This window comes from Streptomyces sp. NRRL F-6676 (assembly GCF_000725625.1).
Lineage (GTDB): Bacteria > Actinomycetota > Actinomycetes > Streptomycetales > Streptomycetaceae > Streptomyces.
Genome location: NZ_JOHS01000002.1, coordinates 1 through 21,235, shown reverse-complemented (window position 1 = coordinate 21,235; position 21,235 = coordinate 1). Strand labels below are relative to the sequence as shown.

Below are 21,235 nucleotides of genomic sequence, written 5' to 3'. Positions count from 1 at the left end.
GTCGCCCCCACGCGCGCGTGAGCCGTGCCGGGGCGGCGCTACCAGGCGGCAGAAAGGCACGGGCCGTGGCATCCACGGTCACCTCGACGTCGTCGTCCCGTCCCGGCTACGGGCAGCTGCTGCGCACCCGCGGCGCCTGGACGTTCCTGCTCCCCGGCTTCGCGGCACGCCAGCCGTTCGCGATGCTCACCCTCTCCCTGGTGCTGCTCGTGCAGCACACCACCGGCTCCTACGGGGCCGCGGGCGCCGTCGCCGCCGTCACCGGCGTCTCCATGGCGCTGTTCGCCCCCTACGGGGGCCGTCTGGCCGACCGGCACGGACAGCGCGCGGTGCTGCTGCCCGGCGTCCTGGTGCACGCCGCCGCGGCCCTCACCCTCACGGTGCTCACGCTCGCCGACGCGCCCCTGTGGGCGCTGTTCGCGCTGGCCGTCCCGACCGGTGCCTCGGTGCCGCAGGTCGGCCCGATGGTGCGCGCCCGCTGGGGCGTGAAGCTCCAGGGCTCGCCCCTGATGGTGACGGCCACCGCCTTCGAGTCGGTCACCGACGAGCTGACGTTCGTCCTCGGCCCCCTGCTGGCGACCGCCCTGTGCACCGCCGTGCACCCGGCGGCCGGACTGCTCGCGGAGGCGGGGCTGACCCTCGTCGGCGGCGTGCTGTTCGCCGCGCAGAAGGGGACCCAGCCGGTGGCCGGGAAGGTCGTGTCCGCGCGCGCGGGCGACGCGGACGGAGGCGAGGGGCACGCGCGCGTGGGGCACGTTTCCGCGTTGGGCGTCCCCGGGGTGCGCGTGCTGATCGTCGCCTTCCTGGGCATCGGCTGCGTCTTCGGCGGCATGCAGGTCGCGCTCGCCGCGTTCACCGAGTCGATCGGCGAGCCGGGACTCAACGGCGTCCTCTACGGCGTCTTCGCCGCGGGCAACATGCTCTCCGGTGTCGTCTGCGGCGCGATCGCCTGGAAGGCGGCGCCCCGCCGCCGGCTGCTCGTGGCGTACACGGGCCTGGCGGTGGCCGCCTCCGTGCTGTGGACCGGTCACTCGGTGGCCGCCCTGGCGGTGATCGGCCTGCTGGTCGGCATGTGCATCGCCCCCGCGCTGATCACCGGCTACACGCTGGTCGAGGAGCTGGTCCCGGCGGGCTCCCGCACCGAGGCGTTCACCTGGCTCACCGGGGCGGTCGCGCTCGGCCAGGCGGCCGCGGTCACCGTCGCCGGGCAGCTGGAGGACCGGCTGTGGGACGGCGCCGGGTTCCTGGTGCCGATGGGTGGCACGGTGGCGGCCCTGGTGGTGCTCGTGGCGCTGCGGTCGGTGCTGGCGGGGCGGCCCTCCGGGCACCCGGTCGCACGTGGCGTCGGTCACCGCGCGCCGATGACAGTGGACTGAACGGAGGGAATAGGCCACTATGGATCGTCGTTAGCACTCACTGAGCAAGAGTGCCAGGAGGAAGACACAGTGCCGACGTACCAGTACCAGTGCACCGAGTGCGGCGAGGGCCTCGAGGCGGTGCAGAAGTTCACCGACGACGCCCTGACCGAGTGCCCCAACTGCGGTGGCCGCCTGAAGAAGGTGTTCTCCGCGGTCGGTATCGTCTTCAAGGGCTCCGGCTTCTACCGCAACGACAGCCGCGGCTCGTCGTCGAGCACCTCGCCGGCGGCGTCGAAGTCGTCATCGGCCTCGTCGTCCTCGTCGGGGTCGGGGTCGTCCGGCTCTTCCGGTTCCTCCTCGTCGTCGTCCTCATCGTCGAGCGCCTCCTCCTCGGGCTCTTCGAACACCTCTTCCAGCTCGGCGGCCTGACGGCCCGGCCGCAGCCGTACGTCCAGTGGACCCTGTCGTCGTAGGACGGCGGGGTTCTCGGCGTTCGTGCCCGCCCATGGCGTCCTCGCGCGCCGTCCGCCGGTGTTCCGATATCGAAAGACGCGCGGCCGGCCGGCGCCGGGAGGCGGGCGGCTAGGGTGCGGGCATGGTGGAGCAGACGGAGAGCACGCAGGGGCCGGAGCAGGGTGGGACGGCGGAGACCGGAGCGCCGGGTGGGACGGCGGAGACCGGAGTTCCCGGTGTGGCCGCCGAGACCGGAGTGCCCGGTGGGGCCGCGGAGATCGGGGTCATCGGGGGCTCGGGGTTCTACTCGTTCCTCGACGACGTGACCGAGGTCCGCGTCGACACCCCCTACGGGGAGCCCAGCGACTCCCTGTTCCTCGGTGAGATCGCCGGCCGCCGGGTCGCGTTCCTGCCCCGCCACGGCCGTGGCCACCATCTGCCGCCGAACCGGATCAACTACCGCGCCAACCTGTGGGCCCTGCGCTCGGTCGGCGTGCGGCAGGTGCTCGGCCCGTGCGCAGTGGGCGGGCTGCGCCCCGAGTACGGCCCCGGCACACTGCTCGTGCCCGACCAGCTCGTGGACCGTACGAAGACCCGGCAGCAGACGTACTTCGACGGCTTCCCGCTGCCCGGCGGCGAGGTGCCGAACGTCGTGCACGTCTCGCTGGCCGACCCGTACTGCCCCGTGGGCCGCGAGGTCGCGCTGAAGGCGGCGCGGGGACGGGACTGGGAGCCGGTGGACGGCGGCACGCTGGTCGTGGTCGAGGGCCCGCGGTTCTCCACCCGCGCCGAGTCGCTGTGGCACCAGGCGCAGGGCTGGTCCGTGGTCGGCATGACCGGGCACCCGGAGGCCGCGCTCGCCCGTGAGCTGGAGCTCTGCTACACCTCGCTGACCCTGGTCACGGACCTGGACGCGGGCGCCGAGACCGGCGAGGGCGTCTCGCACGAGGAGGTGCTGCGGGTGTTCGCGGCCAACGTGGACCGACTGCGGGGCGTGCTCTTCGACGCGGTGGCCGCGCTGCCGCCGGCCGGTGAGCGGGACTGCCTGTGCGCGACGGCGCTGGGCGGGATGGACCCGGGGTTCGCGCTGCCGTAGCCGGGGCCGCCGTGGGGCGATGGGCCGGGACGGGTTGAGTCGGGGGCGGGAGCGAGGGCGGCGCGGAGGCGGGGCGGGAGCGGGGGCGGAATTTCTCGTTCGGGTGAGCGAGATATCCACAACCGGCCGGTGGTCCACAGGCTCCGACGGAGTCGGCGGCGGGGCGTCATCGTGGAAACGCACAGCGCGACCACGACCGCACGAACCAGGTGGTGACACCCATGACGTCCCCGTACTTTCCCGAGCCGTCCGCCCGCTTCTCCTCACCTTCCGCGCGCCTTCCCGAGTCCTCCTCGCGCTTCCCCGAGCCCTCAGCGCGCCTTCCCGAGCCCTCAGCGCCCCTTCCCGACTTCTCCGCGCACTTTCCCGTGCCCTCGGGCCGCTTCTCCCGCGCCTCGTGCGCCGCGCCGGGCACGGACGCGCCCCGGCGGCCGGACCCGCAGGACACTCCCCCCTCCTGCGCCGTACCGCACTTCGCTCCCGTGCGGGTGCGCGGCGGGGCGGGGCGGCTGCGCCGGCTGGTCCGGCACCGCAGGCGGGCCGTGGCGGCGGGGCTCGCGGTGACGGCCGCCGCGTTGGTCGCGGCGGGCCCGCACGCCGAGGGACGCCCGCGCGGGCACCCGGACGGCGTCCCCCGGGCCCGGGCGGGGGCGACCGCCGGGCCGGTCGCGTCCCCGCCGCACCGGGGGCGTCCGCGGGCCGCGACGGTGACGGCACCGGTGCGGATCGCGGACGCGGCGACGGTACGGCTGCTGCGGCCGGGCGACCGGGTCGACGTGATCGCGGCGGACGGCGGCGGAGCCGCACGGGTCGTGGCGTCCGGGGCACGGGTGACGGGGGTACCGGAGCCGCCCGGTGCGCCGGGCGCGGACGGAACCCGAGCCGGGGCCGGCCCCGTGCCCGCGGCGGAGGCCGGCGCGCTGATCGTGCTCGCCGTCCCCCGCGCCGACGCCGCCCGGCTGGCCGGAGCGGGCGCGGCAGGGCGGCTGGCGGTGACGCTGTGGTGACGCCGTGGTGATCCGGAACGCCTCGTTCGCGTGGACCCGATGGGCACGAACCCGACTGATTGTCGTAGGTTGCGGAGTCGTTTGTTCCACAGTACGTGCCGCAGTGAAGGAGCTCATCGGTGAGCGAGAAGAAGGGGTCTGGCGTCTGGGGGGGCTTCAAGGCCTTCCTGATGCGTGGAAACGTCGTCGATCTGGCCGTCGCGGTCGTGATCGGAGCCGCGTTCACCAACATCGTGAACTCGGTGGTGAAGGGCATCATCAACCCGCTCGTGGGGGCGATCGGCACCAAGAACCTGGACAGCTACAGCTCGTGCCTGACCTCGCACTGCGAGGTGGCGAAGGACGGCACGGTCACCCAGGGCATCCAGATCGCGTGGGGTTCGGTCCTCGGCTCCACGCTCCAGTTCCTGATCACGGCGACCGTCGTGTACTTCCTGATGGTGCTGCCGATGTCGAAGTACCTGGCCCGGGTCGAGGCCCGCCGCAAGGCGCGGGAGGGCACGAAGGAGTCGGTGGTGGAGGTGACGGAGCTGGAGGTCCTCCAGCAGATCCGCGACACCCTGGTCACCCAGCGTGGCGGCGGCCACGACGCCCGGATCCCGCGCGGCTGAGCGGGTCCAACCCCGCGCGGCTGAGCGGGTCCGAACCCCGCGCCGCTGAACTCGTCCGGACAGTCCCCTGCTCGCTGTACCCGCCTGCTCGCTCAGATGTGGTGCGGGGGCTTCTCGTCGAGGAAGCGCTTCAGGTCGGCGGCGCTCGTGTCACCGGCCGGCCGCTCGCCCCAGCCGCGGTCGGTGTCGTCCGAGGACTGCCGGTACTGATCCAGCGGGTCGTCGAAGACGAGAGCCGCCGGTGCCGCCGGCTCGGGGGGCGTGGAGTCGCTGTGCATGCTTCCAGCGTACGGCCCGGCAGGACGGCCGGGTCCGGAGCCGGTGCCCGGCAGGACGGCCGGGCGCGAGGATGGGGGGATGGATGCTGAGACCGATGCGCTGACGGACGTCCCGGGGATGCGGGTGGGGCATGCCACCCGGTCCGGGGACGGATGGCTGACCGGGACGACGGTCGTGCTCGCCCCCGAGGGCGGAGCGGTGGCCGCCGTGGACGTGCGCGGCGGCGGGCCCGGGACGAAGGAGACGGACGCGCTGGACCCGCGCAACGTGGTGCGGACCGTGGACGCGGTGGTGCTGACCGGCGGCAGCGCCTACGGGCTGGACTCCGCCTCCGGCGTGATGGCCTGGCTGGAGGAGCACGGGCGCGGAGTCCGGGTCGGACCCGGTCCGGAGCATGTGGTGCCGGTGGTGCCGGCGGCGTGCGTGTTCGACCTGGGGCGGGGCGGTGACTTCCGGGCCCGTCCGGACTCGGCCATGGGCCGGGCGGCCGTGGAGGCGGCCGCCGCGGGGCCGGCCGGTGCGGCGGTGGCGCAGGGGTGCGTCGGGGCGGGTACGGGGGCGGTGGTCGGGGCGCTCAAGGGCGGGATCGGCACGGTGAGCACGGTGCTCGGCTCGGGGATCACCGTGGGCGCGCTGGTGGTGGCCAACGCGGCGGGTTCGGCGATGGATCCGGAAACGGGGGTGCTGTACGGGGAGCTCTGGCAGGGGCGGCGGGCCGCGTATCCGGCGGCCGGTGTGCACGAGGCGGCGCGGCGGCGGCTGGCCGAGGCGGCGGCGCGGCACACGCCACCACCGCTGAACACGACGCTGGCGGTCGTCGCCACGGACGCGGTGCTGTCGAAGGCGCAGGCGCAGAAGGTGGCGGGCACGGCGCACGACGGGATCGCGCGGGCGGTGCGCCCGGTGCATCTGCTGAACGACGGCGACACGGTGTTCGCCCTCGCCACCGGTGCCCGGCCGCTCCCGGCCGGCGACCCCCTGGCGCTCAACGAGGTGCTCGCGGCGGGCGCGGACCTGGTGACCCGGGCGCTGCTGCGGGCGGTGCGGGCGGCCACGTCGTACACGGGGCCGGGCGGCGACTGGCCGTCGTACGGGGAGCTGTACGGCACCTCCTGACGGGTCGTCGCCGTACGGGAGCGGTTGTTGTGCTTTTCTCCAGGTCGCCGGGGGCCAACGGCGGCCGGGCGGGGCGACATTGTCCCGGTTCTGTCACGCCACGGGGCCGGGGCGGTCCGGACGGGAACCCCTCGGCGCGGTGTGCGCTCTTGTTTCACGTATCGCAGCGGATATGCGCACCTCACCGACCACTGGGAGAAACTCGTGACAACGCCGGACATGACAGCGCGGCGCGTACTCGGGGCCGCGGCCGCCCTCGTGGTCGGCGCCCTGACCCTCACCGCCTGCGGCGGAGACGCCAGCGCGGACAACGGCAAGGGCAGCCAGAAGTCCGACACCAAGGCCTCCGCCGCACGCATCACCATCTCCGCCGAGGACGGTTCGGACAACGCGTCCATCAACGCCACCGGCGTGAAGGTCAGCCAGGGCAAGCTGACCGAGGTGAAGATGACGGTGGCCGGCTCCGACAAGCCCGTCGAGGGCACGGTGTCGGCGGACGGGGCGACCTGGAAGCCGAAGGAGCAGCTGGAGCGCGGCACGAAGTACCGCATATCGGCGATGGCCAAGGACTCCAACGGCCGTCCGGCCGCCGCCAATTCCGTCTTCACCACGGTCTCCTCCGCGCACAGCTTCATCGGCACCTACACCCCCGACGGCGGCACCACGGTCGGTGTGGGCATGCCGGTGTCGTTCAACTTCAACAAGGTGATCAGCGACAAGAAGGCCGTGCAGTCGCACATCACCGTCACCTCCAGCAGCGGCCAGCAGATCGCCGGGCACTGGTTCGGCAGCCAGCGGCTGGACTTCCGCCCGGAGAAGTACTGGGACGCCGGCTCCAAGGTGACGATGAAGATCGACCTGGACGGGGTGAAGGGCACCAACGACAGCTACGGCGTGCAGAAGAAGACGGTCACGTTCACCGTCGGCCGCTCCCAGGTCTCCACGGTCGACGCGGCCACCCAGACGATGACGGTCGTCCGCGACGGCAAGACCGTCAAGACGGTCCCGATCTCCGCCGGCAGCCCGGACCACACCACGTACAACGGCCAGATGGTGATCTCCGAGAAGTTCCAGCAGACCCGGATGAACGGCTCGACGGTCGGCTTCGGCGGCGAGTACGACATCCCGGACGTCCCGCACGCCATGCGGCTGACCTCCTCGGGCACCTTCATCCACGGCAACTACTGGTACAACCAGGGCAATCCGCCCTTCGGCCGGGAGGGCACCAGCCACGGCTGCGTGGGCCTGGCGGACGTGCGGGGCGCGCAGGGCGACACGACCGCCAAGTGGTTCTACGACAGCTCGCTCATCGGTGACGTCGTGGTCGTGAAGAACTCCCCCGACAAGGTCGTCTCGCCGGACAACGGCCTCAACGGCTGGAACATGTCCTGGGCCGAGTGGACCGCCGGAAGTGCGGTCTGACGAGGGGTTCCTGAGGAAGTTTGAGGCAACGGGGCGGGCCGCGCGGGAACATTCCGCGCGGCCCGCCCGTTTTCCGTGCGCAGGTTTTCTCTGTTCGCGGACATGATGTCCGACCGAGGGGCTACGGTATGCACCCACCAGGTGACATGCAGCGACGCCGGGAGCAACCTTGAGCGTTCCGTACGAGACCGCAGCGTACGAGCCCTTCGAGTCGCCCGAGTCTCCGGAGGAGCAACTCGAGCGGCTGCTCGGCCGCGCCCTGAACTCCTTCGAGCTGCCCGACGAGACGATCCGGCTGCTCGACTGCGCGCTCGCGCACTCCAGTTCGCTGCACTCCGCGCACCACAGCGCCGGGCTGCACCGGGAGACCCACCGGCACACCTGGCTGCTCGCCGACGGCTCCGCCCTCACGCTGTGGGAACTGGTGCACAACACCGCCCCCGGCGGTCTCCTCCAGCACGAGGTGTACGTCGACGAGGAGGAGCTGCACACCGCCACCGCCAGGCTGCCGCTGCCCCCGGACGCCCCCGCGTTCGAGCTCTCCTTACCGGCGCGCCCGGCCTCCGTCCCCGAACCCCGGCACTCCTACGTGCCCGACGGCTCCGCCGACCACGTACGACGGCTGCTGCGCCGCGCGGAGAACTCCGACTCCCCGGACGCGGAGCTGTCCGCGCTGCTGCTCAGCTCCGCCTCCGCCCACCAGATCTCCCAGGCCTTCGGCCGGCCCGGCCGCACCGGCCGGGCGGGGCTGAGCCTTTCGCTGTACGAGCACGCGTTCCTGCTGCGGGACGGGCGGGAGATCTCCCTGTGGGAGGTCGAGCACACGGCGACGCCGGACGGGCGGCACATGTGCGAGGTGTACGCGAGCGAGCGGGCGGCCCGGGCGGCGATGGAGCTACGGGCGACGGCGCCCGGTGGGCGGGTACGGCCGAAGCCGCGGCGGGGCTGAGCGGGGCGGGGACGACGGCGGTTTCCTCGCCCCCGCCGCCCCTGCCCTTCCCGCCCCTGCCCTTCCCTTCCCGTCCCTTCCCGTCCCTTCCCGTCCCCGGGGGCAAGCCCCCGGACCCCCGGAAGATCGCGCAGTTTCCCGCGCCCCTTCCAGGGGCCCGGGAAACTGCGCGAGGAGCCCCGCCCACCCCGCGTCAAGCCGCGACCCGCTCCTTCGAGGGCGTGCCGGCGGCTCCGGCTGTCGTCGGGGCGCCGTCCACGCCCTGGGCGTCCCGGTTCCGCAGGCCCTTCAGCACGATCACCGTCGCCGCCGTCACGCACACCCCCGCCGCGATGGCCACCAGGTACAGGAACGGGTTGCCGATCAGCGGGACCACGAAGATGCCGCCGTGCGGGGCCCGCAGCGTCGCGCCGAAGGCCATCGACAGCGCCCCCGTCACCGCACCGCCCAGCATCGAGGACGGGATGACCCGCAGCGGGTCGGCCGCCGCGAACGGGATCGCGCCCTCGGAGATGAACGAGATGCCCAGCACCCAGGCGGCCTTGCCGTTCTCCCGCTCGGTGCGGGTGAACAGCCTGCCCCGCACCGTGGTGGCCAGTGCCATGGCCAGCGGCGGCACCATCCCGGCCGCCATCACCGCCGCCATGATCTTCATGGCGCTGTCGCTCGGGTCGGCGACCGCGATGCCGGCCGTGGCGAAGGCGTAGGCGACCTTGTTGACCGGGCCGCCCAGGTCGAAGCACATCATCAGGCCGAGCAGCGCGCCGAGCAGCACGGCGTTGGCACCGCCGAGGCCGTTCAGCCAGTCGGTCATGCCCTTCTGCGCGGAGGCGATGGGCTTGCCGATGACGACGAACATCAGGAATCCCACGACCGCCGAGGACACCAGCGGGATCACCACCACCGGCATGATCCCGCGCAGCGCGGCCGGTATCGGCGCCCGCTGGATCGCCATCACCACCCCGCCGGCCAGCAGACCGGCCGCCAGACCGCCGAGGAACCCGGCGTTGATGGTGAGCGAGATCGCCCCGCCGACGAAGCCGGGGACGAGGCCGGGGCGGTCGGCCATGCCGTAGGCGATGTAACCGGCGAGGACGGGGACGAGGAAGCCGAAGGCCACGCCGCCGATCTGGAAGAGCAGCGCGCCCCAACTGTCGGCCTCGGTCCACACGAAGTGGTCCATCACCGAGGGCGCCTTGTTGACCGTGTAGCCGCCGATCGCGAAGCCGAGGGCGATGAGCAGACCGCCCGCGGCGACGAACGGGACCATATAGCTGACGCCGGACATCAGCCAGGTGCGCAGCCTGGTGCCGTACCCCTCGCCGGACTCGCCGGCCCGGTCGACGGGGCTCCCGCCGGTGTCGGCGGTGACGGTGACCTCGCCTCGGGCGGCCTTCTCGCGGACCTCGGCGATCAGTTCGGCGGGGCGGTTGATGCCCGCTTTCACGCCGACGTCGACGGTCGGCTTCCCGGCGAAGCGTTCCTTCTCCCGTACGGGCACGTCGTGTGCGAGGACGACGCCGTCCGCGGCGGCGATGACGGCGGGGTCGAGCCGGGTGAAACCGGCCGAGCCCTGTGTCTCGACGACCACCTCGACACCGGCCGCACGGCCCGCGTTCTCCAGGGACTCGGCCGCCATGTAGGTGTGAGCGATGCCGGTGGGGCAGGAGGTGACGGCGACGACACGGAACGGACGGGCTTCCCCCTCGGCGGGCGCTTCGCCGGACTCCGCACCGGGCTCCGGCGCCTCCTCGGCGGGCACTTCGCCGGACTCCGCACCGGGCTCCGGCGCCTCCTCGCCCCGGATGAGCGCGGCCGCCGCCCCCGCGTCGTCCACCGTCCGCAGCGCGGACGTGAACTCGTCGTTCATCAGCTGCCGGGCCAGCGACGACAGGATGGTCAGGTGCGCGTCGTCCGCGCCGGCCGGGGCGGCGATCAGGAAGACCAGGTCGGCCGGGCCGTCCGCCGCTCCGAAGTCGATCCCGGCGGCGCTGCGCCCGAAGGCGAGCGTCGGTTCGGTGACATGGGCGCTGCGGCAGTGCGGGATGCCGATGCCGCCGTCGAGGCCGGTCGGCATCTGTGCCTCGCGGGCGGCGACGTCGGCGAGGAAGCCCTCCAGGTCGGTCACCCGGCCGCAGGCCACCATCCGTTCGGCGAGGGCACGGGCCGCCGCTTCCTTGGTGTCGGCGGACAGGTCCAGGTCGACCAGGTCCGCGGTGATCATCTCGCTCATCGCGAGCTCCTTCGCACGCGTATTGCCCGGGACAGCTCGTGGGCGGAGGGGGTGGGGACGGGGACGGAGAACAGGACGGGGGTGAGCGCGCGGCTCATGGCGCCGGCTCCGTCAGGGGCCGGTCGACGGGGATCCGTGAGGTCACGGTCACCGCGCCGGGGTCGAGATCGGCCGGGGTCGGCATGACGCTGCCGGGCAGCTGGACGGCGGCGGCGCCGTGGGCGACGGCCGAGGCGAGCGCCGCCGCACCCCGGCCGCCGGCGAGCAGGAACCCGGCGAGCGAGGAGTCGCCGGCGCCGACGTTGCTGCGGACGGCGGCCACACGGGCGCTGCCGAACCAGGCCCCGTCGGCCTCCACCAGCAACTGCCCGTCGGCGCCGAGGCTGGCCAGCACCGTGCCGGCGCCCAGGCCACGCAGTTCCTCGGCGGCCTTGAGGGCGTCGCCGACCGTGGCCAGGGGGCGTCCGACGGCCTCGGCGAGCTCCTCTGCGTTGGGCTTGACCACGTCCGGCCGCTCGCGCAGCGCCTGGAGGAGGGCGGGCCCGGAGGTGTCCAGGGCGATCCGGACGCCGGCCGCGTGGGCGCGGGCGACCAGGTCGGCGTACCAGGAGGGGGCGAGGCCGCGTGGGAGGCTGCCGCAGCAGGCGATCCAGTCGGCGCCGGCCGCGTGCCGCCGCACGGTGTCGAGCAGCGCCTCCTGCTCGGCGGGGGTCAGCTCCGGGCCCGGCGCGTTGATCTTCGTCAGGACGCCGTCGGCCTCGGCGAGCGCCACATTGGAGCGGGTGGCCCCGGCCACGGGGACGGGCGCGACCTCGATGCCCTGCGCGTCGAGCAGGTCGGCGACGAGTGCGCCGGGCGCACCGCCCAGGGGCAGTACGGCCACCGTGCGCCGGCCGGCCGCGGTGACCGCCCGGGAGACGTTGACACCCTTGCCGCCCGGGTCGACGCGTTCGCCGACGGCGCGGACGACCTCGCCGCGGTCGAGCGAGGGCACCTCGTAGGTGCGGTCGAGGGACGGGTTGGGGGTGACGGTGAGGATCATGCGCGTACCACTTCCGTGCCGGCGCTCTCGATCGCGGCGGCGTCTTCCGGGCTCAGCCCGCTGTCGGTGATCAGCAGGTCGACGTCGTCCAGGCCGCCGAAGCGGGCGAAGTGCTCCTGGCCGTGCTTGGCGGAGTCGGCGAGCAGCACCACGCGCCGGGCGGCGGCGACGGCGGCGCGCTTGACGGCGGACTCGGCGAGGTCGGGGGTGGTCAGGCCGTGCGCGGCGGAGAAACCGTTGGCGGCGAGGAAGAGGACGTCGGCGCGGATCTCGGTGTACGCGCGGAGCGCCCAGGCGTCCACGGCGGCGCGCGTACGGTGCCTCACGCGCCCCCCGACGAGGTGGAGCTGGATGCCGGGGTGGTCGGCGAGGCGGGCGGCGATGGGGAGGCTGTGGGTGACGACGGTGAGCTCGGAGTCCAGCGGGAGGGCGGCGGCGAGGCGGGCGACCGTGGTGCCGGCGTCGAGGATCAGGGTGCCGTCGGGCGGGAGTTCGGCGAGGGCGGCCTTGGCGATGCGGTCCTTCTCGTCGGCGGCGGTGGACTCGCGTTCGGCGAGGTCGGGTTCGAAGTCCAGGCGGCCGGCGGGGATGGCGCCGCCGTGTACGCGCCGGACGAGGCCGGCGCGGTCGAGGGTCTTGAGGTCGCGGCGGATGGTTTCCGCGGTGACCTGGAAGTGGTCGGCGAGGGAGACGACGTCGACGCGGCCGGCGTCGCGGGCGAGGCGCAGGATGTCCTGCTGGCGCTCCGGTGCGTACATGTCTGTTCGTCTCCGGGTGATGTCCGAGTGTGTGGTTTTGGGGGGAGGTTACGTCCGTCTCTCGGGAAAGTAAACGGGGGGTGGGGGCGGGTGGGTTTCTTCGCCCCCGCCGCCCCTCCCCTTCCCGTCCCTTCAAGGGGCTCCGCCCCTTGGACCCCGGCACGGGGCTTCGCCCCGTTTTGCGCAGCTCACCGCGCCCCTGGGACAGGGGCGCGGGGAACTGCGCGAGCGGCCACGACGCTCCCGCAGCCAACCCCCGGGCTCAGCCACCCCCACCCGTTAGGACAGGACCCGTCCTATCAGTGCGGCATGCTTCGGGGATGGCGACCGACACCCCCGCTCGGATTCTCACGTTGCTCTCCCTCCTCCAGTCGCCGCGCGAGTGGCCCGGTGGGGAGCTCGCCGAGCGGCTCGGGGTGTCGCGGCGGACCGTGCGGCGGGATGTCGAGCGGCTGCGGGAGCTGGGGTATCCCGTGCGGGCGAGCCGGGGGGCCGACGGCGGGTACCGGCTGGTGGCGGGGACCGCCATGCCGCCGTTGGTGCTCGACGACGAGGAGGCCGTCGCGATCGCGGTCGGCCTCCGTGCCGGGGCCGGGCACGCGGTGGAGGGCGTCGACGAGGCGTCCGTGCGGGCCCTCGCCAAGCTGGAGCAGGTGCTGCCGAGCCGGCTGCGCCACCGGGTCGCCGCGTTGCAGACCGCCACCACCGCGCTGACCAGCGGCGACGGCCCCCGGATCGCCCCGGAGACGCTCACCGTGATCGCGTCGGCGATCGCCGGACGGGAGCGGCTGCGGTTCGCCTACTGTGCCGCCGACGGCGCGGAGTCCCGGCGCCTGACCGAGCCGTACCGGCTGGTGTCGACCGAGCGGCGCTGGTACCTCGTCGCGTACGACCTCGGCCGCGAGGACTGGCGTACCTTCCGCGTGGACCGGATCGCCGAGCCGTTCGCCACCGGCGCGCGGTACGCGCCCCGGGAGCTGCCGACGGGCAGCGCGGCGGAGTTCCTGCGGCAGTCGATGTACGGGCGCAACGAGGCGTACGAGCTGGAGGTGCACTTCGCCGCCGGGGTGGACGTCCTCGCGGACCGGCTGCCGCACTGGTGGGGCACCCCCGAGCCGGCCGACGGCGGCGGCTGTCTGATACGGGCGCGGGTGGCCGACTCGCTGGACTGGCTGCCGATGCGGCTGGCCGCGCTCGACGTGGAGTTCACGGTGCGGCAGCCGGCCGAACTGGCCGAGCGCGTACGGAGGATGGGGGCCCGCCTCCTACGCGCCGCGGGCCGGGACGGAGACGTAGACGTGAACGCGGGCGGCTGACGCAAAGGAGCCGGGCTCCGGCGTCGGGGGGAGACACCGGAGCCCGGCTCTGGGAAGGTCCCGGCGCCGGGGGGGTAGTGCGTCGGGACGTGGTTCTGGGGGCGGGACGGGCCGGGTGGCCGCGCCCCGCGGGCGGCGCGTGCAGTACACACGTACCAGGGTTCGAAACTCTTGTGCCCCGAACCCCGCGGTTTGAAGCAGAGGTGCACCCCGTTGCGCGCACATCTGGCCGATGCGCGCCCCCGGGTGACGCCCGTACGTCACACGGTACGTCGTGCGCCGCGTGGTGCGGTGGCGCGGGCGGTGCGCCGTGCGCCACGCCACACCGTGGTGCGGACGGTGGCCGGGGTCAGGCCACCGCGTCGAAGCCGGTGCTGCGGGCCAGCTTCTTCAGTTCGAGCAGCGCGTGCTTCTCGATCTGCCGGATGCGCTCGCGGGTCAGTCCGTGCTCCTTGCCGACCTCCGTGAGCGTACGCTCCCGGCCGTCGTCGATGCCGTAGCGCATCTTGATGATGGACGCCGTGCGCTGGTCGAGCCGGCCGATCAGGTCGTCCAGCTCCTCGCTGCGCAGCAGGGTCATGACCGACTGCTCGGGGGAGACCGCGGAGGTGTCCTCCAGCAGGTCGCCGAACTGGGTCTCGCCCTCGTCGTCCACCGACATGTTCAGCGACACCGGGTCGCGGGCCCAGTCCAGGACGTCCGTGACGCGCTCGGGGTTGGAGCCGAGCTCCGCGGCGATCTCCGCGGGCTCCGGGTCCCGGCCGTGCTCGCGGTTGAACTCGCGCTGCACACGGCGGATCCGGCCCAGCTCCTCCACGAGGTGGACGGGGAGCCGGATGGTGCGGGACTGGTCGGCTATCGAGCGGGTGATCGCCTGGCGGATCCACCACGTCGCGTACGTCGAGAACTTGAAGCCCTTGCGGTAGTCGAACTTCTCCACCGCGCGGACCAGGCCGGCGTTGCCCTCCTGGATGAGATCGAGCAGCGGAAGTCCGCTGCGCGGGTAGCGGCGGGCGACGGCGACGACCAGCCGCAGGTTGGAACGGATGAAGACGTCCTTCGCACGCTCACCGCCGGCGACCAGGGCCTCGAGTTCCTCACGGGAGGCGTCCGCGCGGGACTCCTCCTCGCCGTCGAGGATCTGCCGTGCGAACACACCCGCCTCGATGACCTGGGACAGCTCGACTTCCTTTGCTGCGTCGAGCAGCGGTGTGCGCGCGATCTCGTCGAGGTACATGCCGACCAGGTCGCGGTCGGCGATCTCGCCGGCGTGGGTGCGAACACTGCCTGCCGCGTCGGCCGTCTCGCCGGTGGCGGACTTACGACGGGCGACGGCACGGGTTGCCATGCGTGCTCCCTTGCGATGGTGGGCTGGCGGGTGGTTCTCGGGTGCTTCGTTCAGGTGCCTGGCACTGTGGTCGGGTGCCCTGCATCTGATGGAAACAACGACTGGAATCCGGACAGAATTCCCAACCCGGCCGTCCTTTTTTCTGATCATGCAGTATCCTGCACGGCTGCACGGGGCGGGTGGGGGGTGTGGGAGGGGTGAGGCCCAGGTCAGAGGGGTGATCCGGGCCTCTGTCTGTGTAGACGGGGGCGGTCGACGGAAGGTTGCCACGGCGACGGTTCGTTGTGGACGTGGATTTGTCCGCTCCCGCCGCCCCTAATTGCCGAACTGCACCGACCTCTTCGCCAGGCCCAGCCAGAAGCCCTCGATCACGGAGCGTTGTGTGCCCAGGTCGCCGGTCGCGTCCGCCGCGCCGAGGGTGACGAAGAGGGGAGCGAAGTGTTCCGTGCGGGGGTGGGCCAGTCGGCCCGCGGGGGAGGTGCGGGTGAAGTCGAGCAGCGCGTCGACGTCGCCCTCGGCCAGCGCCCGCTGTCCCCAGTCGTCGAACTCCGCCGACCAGCCCGGCACCGACCCGCCGTGCCGCAGTGCGGCCAGGTAGGTTGTGGGTGAAGAAGCCGGAGCCCACGAGCAGCACGCCCTCGTCCCGCAGCGGGGCGAGCCGGCGGCCGATCTCCATCAGCCGTACGGGGTCGAGCGTGGGCATCGAGATTTGCAGGACGGGGATGTCCGCCTCCGGGTACATCTCCACCAGCGGCACGTACGCCCCGTGGTCCAGCCCCCGGTCCGGTACGTCCTGGACCGGCGTGCCGGGCGTGCGCAGCAGCTTGCGGACGGCGTCGGCGAGCGCGGGGGCGCCCGGGGCGTCGTACCGCACGCGGTAGTAGTGCTCGGGGAAGCCCCAGAAGTCGTGGACGAGGGGAACCGGCTCCACCGCGCCGAGTGCGAGCGGGGCGTCCTCCCAGTGGGCGGAGACCATGAGGATCGCCCTGGGGCGCGGCAGCGCGGCGGACCAGGCGGCCAGTTCGCCGGGCCAGACGGGGTCGTCGGCCAGCGGGGGCGCGCCATGGCTGAGGTAGAGGGCGGGCATGCGCTCCGGTGCGGGGCGCGCGGAGGGATCTACTTGAAATGTCAAGCTCACCCCTTCACCGTAACGCTCGGTTGTTTAACCTTCAAGAAGATGCCTCGTACAGTAGGACCATGGACACCGCATCCCCTCGCGACACCCGCTGGCTCAGCGTCGAGGAGCAGCGCGTCTGGCGCGCCTACCGGCACGCCGTCACGCTCCTGGACGACCATCTCGACCGCCAGCTGCAACGGGACGCGAACATGCCGCACGTCTACTACGGGCTGCTCGTCCAGCTCGGTGAGGCGCCGGAGCGGCGGCTGCGGATGACGGAGCTGGCGATGCAGGCCAAGATCACGCGTTCCCGGCTCTCGCACGCCGTCGCCCGGCTGGAGAAGAGCGGGTGGGTCCGGCGCGAGGACTGCCCCTCCGACAGGCGGGGCCAGTTCGCGGTGCTCACGGACGCCGGGTACGAGGTGCTGCGGCGGACCGCCCCCGGCCATGTGGAGGCCGTCCGCCAGGCCGTCTTCGACCGGCTCACCCCGGAACAGCAGAAGTCCCTCGGCGAGATCATGAAGATCGTCGCCGAGGGACTCCAGCCGAAGGAGGCGGGCGCGGACCTGCCCTGGCTCCGCTGACCGCCCCCCTCATCCCGTGGTCAGTGCGCGACCACCGGGATCTTGAACTCGTCCTCCGCCTCGCCGGCCGCCTGGCCGACGCCCACGCCGGCGCCGGGGCGGCCGGTGTTGATCAGCGTCATCGCGATGGCCGCGGCCGCCACGAGGATGCCGACGGCGAACCAGATCGCACTGGTGTAACCGTGCACCTGGCCCTGGAGCTGGACCAACTGCGCCTGCGTCTTCGAACCGCTCCCCGCGAGGTGGTCCTTGATGTACGAGGCGGTCGCCGACGCGGCGATGGTGTTCAGCAGGGCGGTGCCGATCGCGCCGCCCACCTGCTGCGAGGTGTTGACCATCGCGGAGGCGACACCGGAGTCCCGGGGCTCGACACCGTACGTGGCCAGGGACATCGCCGGCATGAACGCCGTACCCATGCCGAGGCCGAGCAGCAGCTGGCCCGGCAGCAGCAGGGTGGCGTAGGAGCTGCCGATCTCCAGCTGGGTCAGCACCAGCATGCCGGCGGCCGCGAGCAGGAAGCCCGGACCCATCAGCAGCCGCGGCGGAACCCGGGTCATCAGCCGGGCGCCGATCTGCGTGGAGCCCGTGATCATGCCCGCGATCATCGGCAGGAAGGCGAAGCCGGTCTTGACCGGCGAGTAGCCCTGCACCGCCTGGAGGTAGTAGGTCAGGAAGAGGAACAGACCGAACATCGCGATGATCGCGAGGCCGAGGGAGAGGTAGACACCGCCGCGGTTGCGCTCGGTGATGACGCGCAGCGGCAGCAGCGGGGCCTTGACCTTGGCCTCGGTCAGGACGAACGCGAGGAGCAGCACCCCGGCGGCGACGAAGAGACCGATGGTCGTCGCGTCGCTCCAGCCCTCGGACTCGGCGCGGGTGAAGCCGTACACCAGCGAGACCAGGCCCAGGGTGGACAGGATCACGCCGGGGATGTCGAGCGACGAGCGGTTGCGGCCGCCGGCCGGCTCGTGGATGACGAAGTACGCGCCGAGCGCGGCGACCAGCGCGAACGGGATGTTGACGAAGAACGTCCAGCGCCAGTTCAGGTACTCGGTGAGGAAGCCGCCGAGGATCAGGCCGACGGCGCCGCCGCCACCGGCGATCGCGCCGTAGATGCCGAACGCCTTGGCGCGCTCCTTGGCGTCGGTGAACATCACCGCGAGCAGGGACAGCGCGGCGGGCGCGAGCAGCGCGCCGAAGACGCCCTGGAGCGCGCGGGCGCCGAACATCATGGCGCCGCTCTGCGCGGCACCGCCGAGCGCGGAGGCAGCGGCGAAGCCGGCCAGGCCGACGACGAAGGTCCGCTTGCGGCCCCACAGGTCGGCGATGCGGCCGCCGAAGAGCAGCAGACCGCCGAAGGCGAGCGCGTAGGCCGTGATGACCCACTGCCGGTTGCCGTCGGATATGCCCAGGTCCTGCTGGGCGGAGGGCAGGGCGATGTTCACGATGGTCGCGTCGAGCACGACCATCAGCTGGGCGAGCGCGATGAAGATCAGCGCCCTCCAGGGATTGTGCGTGCGGCCGGACGTGCCGTCGGATCGAGGCGCCGCCTCGGCGGCGGCCGGGGCTGTGTCAGACATGGGTGTACCCACTCCGGGACTTGGTGAGGGAGGAACGCAACGGCGGAAGTCGTACCGCTGCGTCAGGACGGAAGAACGCGAACGCATGGACGTGCGAACGTGCGGACGCGGAGGTGCGGACGCGGACGTGTGACCGGGGCCCGGCCCGTCCTCGTCGACGGCCGCGGCGCCTGGCGTCTGTGGTCTGTATGGCGTCTGTGGTCTGTGTGGTGCCTGTGGTTGGTCTGTGTGGTGCCGTGATGCGTGCGAGTGGTCTATGGGGTGAGGCGTGGGGGTCTCAGTGATGACCGCCGGGCTGCTCGGAACTCATCGGCTGGTCGGGGCAGGGTGTGCGGAGAGCCTCCATGGTCACGGCCGTACCCGGCAGTTCGGAGCGGACCGGGGCCCGCAGTCCGTCCAGGAACAGCTGGAGATGACGGTGGACGAATCGGTCGATGCTCAGACACATCACTCCCGCGAGCGGGCGGCTGAGCTGGGCGGCGGCGACCATCACATCGCCGACGGCCACGTCGGGGCGGAGCTGTCCCGCCCTGCGGGCCCGGTCCATCAGCGACTCCACCAGGTCCTCGAGGCGGTGGCGGGAGGCGTCAAGATCGGGGTGGTGCTGGTCGAAGGTCCCCTGGAGCATCGGGCACAGCGCGCCGATCCGTTCATCGACGGAGGCGTGCACGAACCGGGAGAGCGCCTCGAAGGCGTCGCCGCTCTCGGCGAGGGCCGCCTCGGCCGCCTCGGCCGTCCGGTCCATGACGGAGCAGACGACCTCGAGCGCCAGCGCCTCGCGGTCCGGGAAGTTGCGGTACACCGTGGCGTTGCCGACACCGGCGCGGCGGGCGATCTCGTCGAGCGGCACGTACGGGCCGAACTCGACGAACATCTCCCGGGCGGCGGCGACGATGCGTTCCCGGTTGCGCAGGGCGTCGGCGCGCGGCGGCCGGGTCGCTCGCTGCTGCACGGGTGTCGCGGTCTCCACGGCGTCCTCCCTGTCCTTTCCGGTCCCCGGTGGGGCTTTCGGTGTCCGGCCGTTCGCGGGCTCTTCCCCGGGACCGCGGTGCGCGGGCTCTTCCCCGAGCCCCCCGCTCGAACCGGGGATCCGTTCCCCGCTTCAGCCGGACAGTCAGCTAAACGGGGAACGGGTCCCCGTTAATTCCGGGCCGCCGGGAAGTCATGTCGTGACCTGCGTCACACCCCCTCGGAAACCCTCCGGGACCGTCCTCCGAGGCCGTTCGGGGCCCGCCTCCGAGGCCCTTCGGGGCCGCCCCCGAGGTCCCTTCTTCGAGGCCTTTCGAGGCCGCCCCCGAGGCCCCTTCGGGAACTTCGCCGAGCGCCGCCCCGAACCCGATCGGTCCCCTTCAACGCGCGGCTCCACCCCAGGTCACGGAGGGTGAGCGAAAGGGGAGCAGCCGTGACGCCGGGTGGCTGCCTGGAGCGGAGGGGTCGCCTGTGCCGATGGTCCACTGCCGGATACGCCCGCGCCGACGGATACGCCCGCGCCGCGCCGCCGCCCTCGCCTCGGTCACCGCGCTGACCCTGGCGGTCTCCACCGCCGGCACAGGTCAGCTCCGGGCGGGCCCCACGACGGCGGGACCCGCCGCCCCCGCCCGTGCCGCCTCGCTCGGCTCCTGCACGATCCACGGCGACGACGGCGTACAGATGTCGGAGGGTCTGCCCACCCCGTCCGGCTACGCCCGCTCCACCGGTACCGTGCACGCCCTCACCCTGATGGTCGACTTCTCCGACGCCCCCGGCGAGGGCAGGGCCATGGACCGGTTCCACGAGTTCTTCCCGCAGACCCGGAAGTGGTTCGCCACCAGCTCCTACGGCCGCCTCGACTACCGCCCCGAGACCCCGGTCACGCACTGGCTGCGGATGCCGAAGCCGTTCAAGGCGTACGGGATAGAGCGCGGCGCCCCCTTCGAGCCCGCGTACCGGGACCTGGTCCAGGACATCGTGGCCGAGGCCGACGCCCAGGTCGACTTCCGTGCCTACGACCTGCTCAACGTGCTGGTCACACCCAACGCGGGCCCCTCCGCGCTGGACACGGTGCTGTCGGTGACGTTCGCGGGCAACGCGGAGGCCCCGGTCGCCGACGGCGTGCCGGTGGCCAACGCGTCCTTCGTCTACAGCCGCCAGGACGACGGCTCCGGCTCCTACGGGCGGACCGGCTACCGGGTGCTGCCGCACGAGAACGGGCACGTCTTCGGGCTGCCCGACCTCTACACCCAGGACGGCGGCGGGGCCGTCGGGCACTGGGACATCATGAGCGAGGACTGGGGCGCCGACAACGACCTGCTCGGCTGGCACAAGTGGAAGCTGGGCTGGCTCGACGACACGCAGGTGCGGTGCGCGGCGGACCGCGGCAGCCGGGAGTACACGCTCACGCCGCTGGCCCGGGCGGGCGGGGTGAAGCTGGTCGTCGTCCCGCTGAGCGGGCGCACGGGGTACGCGCTGGAGCTGCGCACCAAGGAGGGCAACGACGCGGCGGTGTGCCGGCCGGGGGTGCTGGTCTACCGGGTCGACGCGGACGTCGACACCGGCGACGGCCCGATCACCGTGCGCGACGCCCACCACGACAGCGGCGGCTGCACCCGCACCCCCAACGTCCAGGCCGAACTCTCCGACGCGACCTTCACCCCCGGCGACACCTTCCGCGACCCCACCCGCCACCTCACGGTGACGGTCCTCCCCAAGGACACCAGGGGCAACTACCGGATACGGGTGACGAGGGGGTAGGGGCCACGCCGAAAGGGGGCGCCGCGAAGGGGCGCCCCCGAAGGGGCGCGGGGAACCGCGCGAGCAACCACACACCACCCGCACCCGCACCCGCACCCGCACCCGCACCCGCACCCGCACCCGCAGAACGACACAACCCCCCGAGCCCTCAGGCGCAACAGCCACCCCACCCCACCCGCACTACCGTGACCCCCATGCCCCCGAACCCCACCCCCGCCCGGGGCGACGGCCTCCGC

At 73.0% G+C, this 21,235-nt stretch carries 18 protein-coding genes and 1 pseudogene; 11 read left to right on the top strand and 8 right to left on the bottom strand.

The window, feature by feature from the left end; genetic code table 11:
* Window positions 1-65 precede the first annotated feature (65 nt).
* From IO29_RS02410 to mscL, 5 genes are all read left to right on the top strand, one after another.
* Window positions 66-1,376 carry an MFS transporter gene (locus tag IO29_RS02410; protein ID WP_030377393.1) on the top strand — a complete coding sequence of 437 codons (1,311 nt, stop codon included), beginning with the start codon at window positions 66-68 and terminating at the stop codon, window positions 1,374-1,376.
* A 69-nt stretch (window positions 1,377-1,445) separates the two neighbouring features.
* A complete protein-coding gene (locus IO29_RS36155) occupies window positions 1,446-1,787 on the top strand; it encodes an FmdB family zinc ribbon protein (RefSeq protein WP_078618058.1) in 342 nt (113 codons plus the stop codon).
* A 166-nt stretch (window positions 1,788-1,953) separates the two neighbouring features.
* On the top strand, window positions 1,954-2,907 hold the full coding sequence (locus IO29_RS02405; RefSeq protein ID WP_234307371.1) for an S-methyl-5'-thioadenosine phosphorylase: 954 nt from the start codon (window positions 1,954-1,956) through the stop codon (window positions 2,905-2,907).
* 221 nt (window positions 2,908-3,128) lie between these two features.
* The gene (locus tag IO29_RS02400) at window positions 3,129-3,914 is read left to right on the top strand and encodes an RcpC/CpaB family pilus assembly protein (RefSeq protein WP_078618057.1); all 786 of its coding nucleotides are present in this window, start codon (window positions 3,129-3,131) and stop codon (window positions 3,912-3,914) included.
* A 119-nt stretch (window positions 3,915-4,033) separates the two neighbouring features.
* Window positions 4,034-4,525, top strand: coding sequence for a large conductance mechanosensitive channel protein MscL (gene mscL / locus IO29_RS02395; RefSeq protein WP_030377390.1), 492 nt, complete (start codon window positions 4,034-4,036; stop codon window positions 4,523-4,525).
* Between the two features lie 92 nt (window positions 4,526-4,617).
* Here the strand turns inward: mscL and IO29_RS02390 are convergent, their stop codons facing one another.
* Entirely contained in the window at window positions 4,618-4,803 is a 186-nt protein-coding gene (locus tag IO29_RS02390) for a hypothetical protein (protein WP_030377389.1), read from the bottom strand.
* A 79-nt stretch (window positions 4,804-4,882) separates the two neighbouring features.
* Here IO29_RS02390 and IO29_RS02385 point away from each other — a divergent pair, with 79 nt between their 5' ends.
* The 3 genes from IO29_RS02385 to IO29_RS02375 all read left to right on the top strand — a co-directional run bounded on the left by IO29_RS02385 (window position 4,883) and on the right by IO29_RS02375 (window position 8,291).
* A complete protein-coding gene (locus tag IO29_RS02385) occupies window positions 4,883-5,920 on the top strand; it encodes a P1 family peptidase (protein ID WP_030377388.1) in 1,038 nt (345 codons plus the stop codon).
* Window positions 5,921-6,061: 141 nt separating this feature from the next.
* Window positions 6,062-7,342 carry a L,D-transpeptidase gene (locus IO29_RS02380; protein WP_420705349.1) on the top strand — a complete coding sequence of 427 codons (1,281 nt, stop codon included), beginning with the start codon at window positions 6,062-6,064 and terminating at the stop codon, window positions 7,340-7,342.
* A gap of 169 nt (window positions 7,343-7,511) precedes the next feature.
* Window positions 7,512-8,291: a DUF6227 family protein gene (locus tag IO29_RS02375; RefSeq protein ID WP_030377386.1), complete on the top strand. Its 780-nt coding sequence runs from the start codon at window positions 7,512-7,514 to the stop codon at window positions 8,289-8,291.
* 193 nt (window positions 8,292-8,484) lie between these two features.
* Here the strand turns inward: IO29_RS02375 and IO29_RS02370 are convergent, their stop codons facing one another.
* The 3 genes from IO29_RS02370 to IO29_RS02360 all read right to left on the bottom strand — a co-directional run bounded on the left by IO29_RS02370 (window position 8,485) and on the right by IO29_RS02360 (window position 12,324).
* Entirely contained in the window at window positions 8,485-10,524 is a 2,040-nt protein-coding gene (locus tag IO29_RS02370) for a PTS fructose transporter subunit IIABC (protein ID WP_030377385.1), read from the bottom strand.
* Between the two features lie 94 nt (window positions 10,525-10,618).
* Window positions 10,619-11,566 carry a 1-phosphofructokinase gene (gene pfkB / locus IO29_RS02365; RefSeq protein WP_030377384.1) on the bottom strand — a complete coding sequence of 316 codons (948 nt, stop codon included), beginning with the start codon at window positions 11,564-11,566 and terminating at the stop codon, window positions 10,619-10,621.
* The gene (locus IO29_RS02360) at window positions 11,563-12,324 is read right to left on the bottom strand and encodes a DeoR/GlpR family DNA-binding transcription regulator (RefSeq protein ID WP_030377383.1); all 762 of its coding nucleotides are present in this window, start codon (window positions 12,322-12,324) and stop codon (window positions 11,563-11,565) included. Before IO29_RS02360 ends, pfkB begins: the two co-directional genes overlap by 4 nt.
* A gap of 320 nt (window positions 12,325-12,644) precedes the next feature.
* Between IO29_RS02360 and IO29_RS02355 the strand changes: the two genes are divergently transcribed.
* Window positions 12,645-13,640 carry a helix-turn-helix transcriptional regulator gene (locus IO29_RS02355; protein WP_030377382.1) on the top strand — a complete coding sequence of 332 codons (996 nt, stop codon included), beginning with the start codon at window positions 12,645-12,647 and terminating at the stop codon, window positions 13,638-13,640.
* 349 nt (window positions 13,641-13,989) lie between these two features.
* Here the strand turns inward: IO29_RS02355 and IO29_RS02350 are convergent, their stop codons facing one another.
* Together IO29_RS02350 and IO29_RS02345 are read right to left on the bottom strand one after the other, a co-directional pair.
* Window positions 13,990-14,988: a sigma-70 family RNA polymerase sigma factor gene (locus tag IO29_RS02350; RefSeq protein ID WP_030377381.1), complete on the bottom strand. Its 999-nt coding sequence runs from the start codon at window positions 14,986-14,988 to the stop codon at window positions 13,990-13,992.
* Window positions 14,989-15,303: 315 nt separating this feature from the next.
* Window positions 15,304-16,075 (bottom strand): annotated as a pseudogene (locus tag IO29_RS02345) (dioxygenase).
* Between the two features lie 110 nt (window positions 16,076-16,185).
* On the opposite strand from IO29_RS02345, the gene IO29_RS02340 reads away from it, so the two are divergent.
* Window positions 16,186-16,689, top strand: a complete 504-nt coding sequence (locus tag IO29_RS02340) for a MarR family winged helix-turn-helix transcriptional regulator (protein WP_030377380.1) — start codon at window positions 16,186-16,188, stop codon at window positions 16,687-16,689.
* A gap of 20 nt (window positions 16,690-16,709) precedes the next feature.
* Here IO29_RS02340 and IO29_RS02335 read toward each other — a convergent pair whose 3' ends face one another.
* Together IO29_RS02335 and IO29_RS02330 are read right to left on the bottom strand one after the other, a co-directional pair.
* The gene (locus IO29_RS02335; protein ID WP_030377379.1) at window positions 16,710-18,269 is read right to left on the bottom strand and encodes an MFS transporter; all 1,560 of its coding nucleotides are present in this window, start codon (window positions 18,267-18,269) and stop codon (window positions 16,710-16,712) included.
* Window positions 18,270-18,546: 277 nt separating this feature from the next.
* Window positions 18,547-19,239, bottom strand: coding sequence for a TetR/AcrR family transcriptional regulator (locus IO29_RS02330; RefSeq protein ID WP_033224867.1), 693 nt, complete (start codon window positions 19,237-19,239; stop codon window positions 18,547-18,549).
* Window positions 19,240-19,715: 476 nt separating this feature from the next.
* Between IO29_RS02330 and IO29_RS02325 the strand changes: the two genes are divergently transcribed.
* Window positions 19,716-20,999, top strand: a complete 1,284-nt coding sequence (locus IO29_RS02325; protein WP_030377377.1) for a M6 family metalloprotease domain-containing protein — start codon at window positions 19,716-19,718, stop codon at window positions 20,997-20,999.
* Window positions 21,000-21,235: the final 236 nt, after the last annotated feature.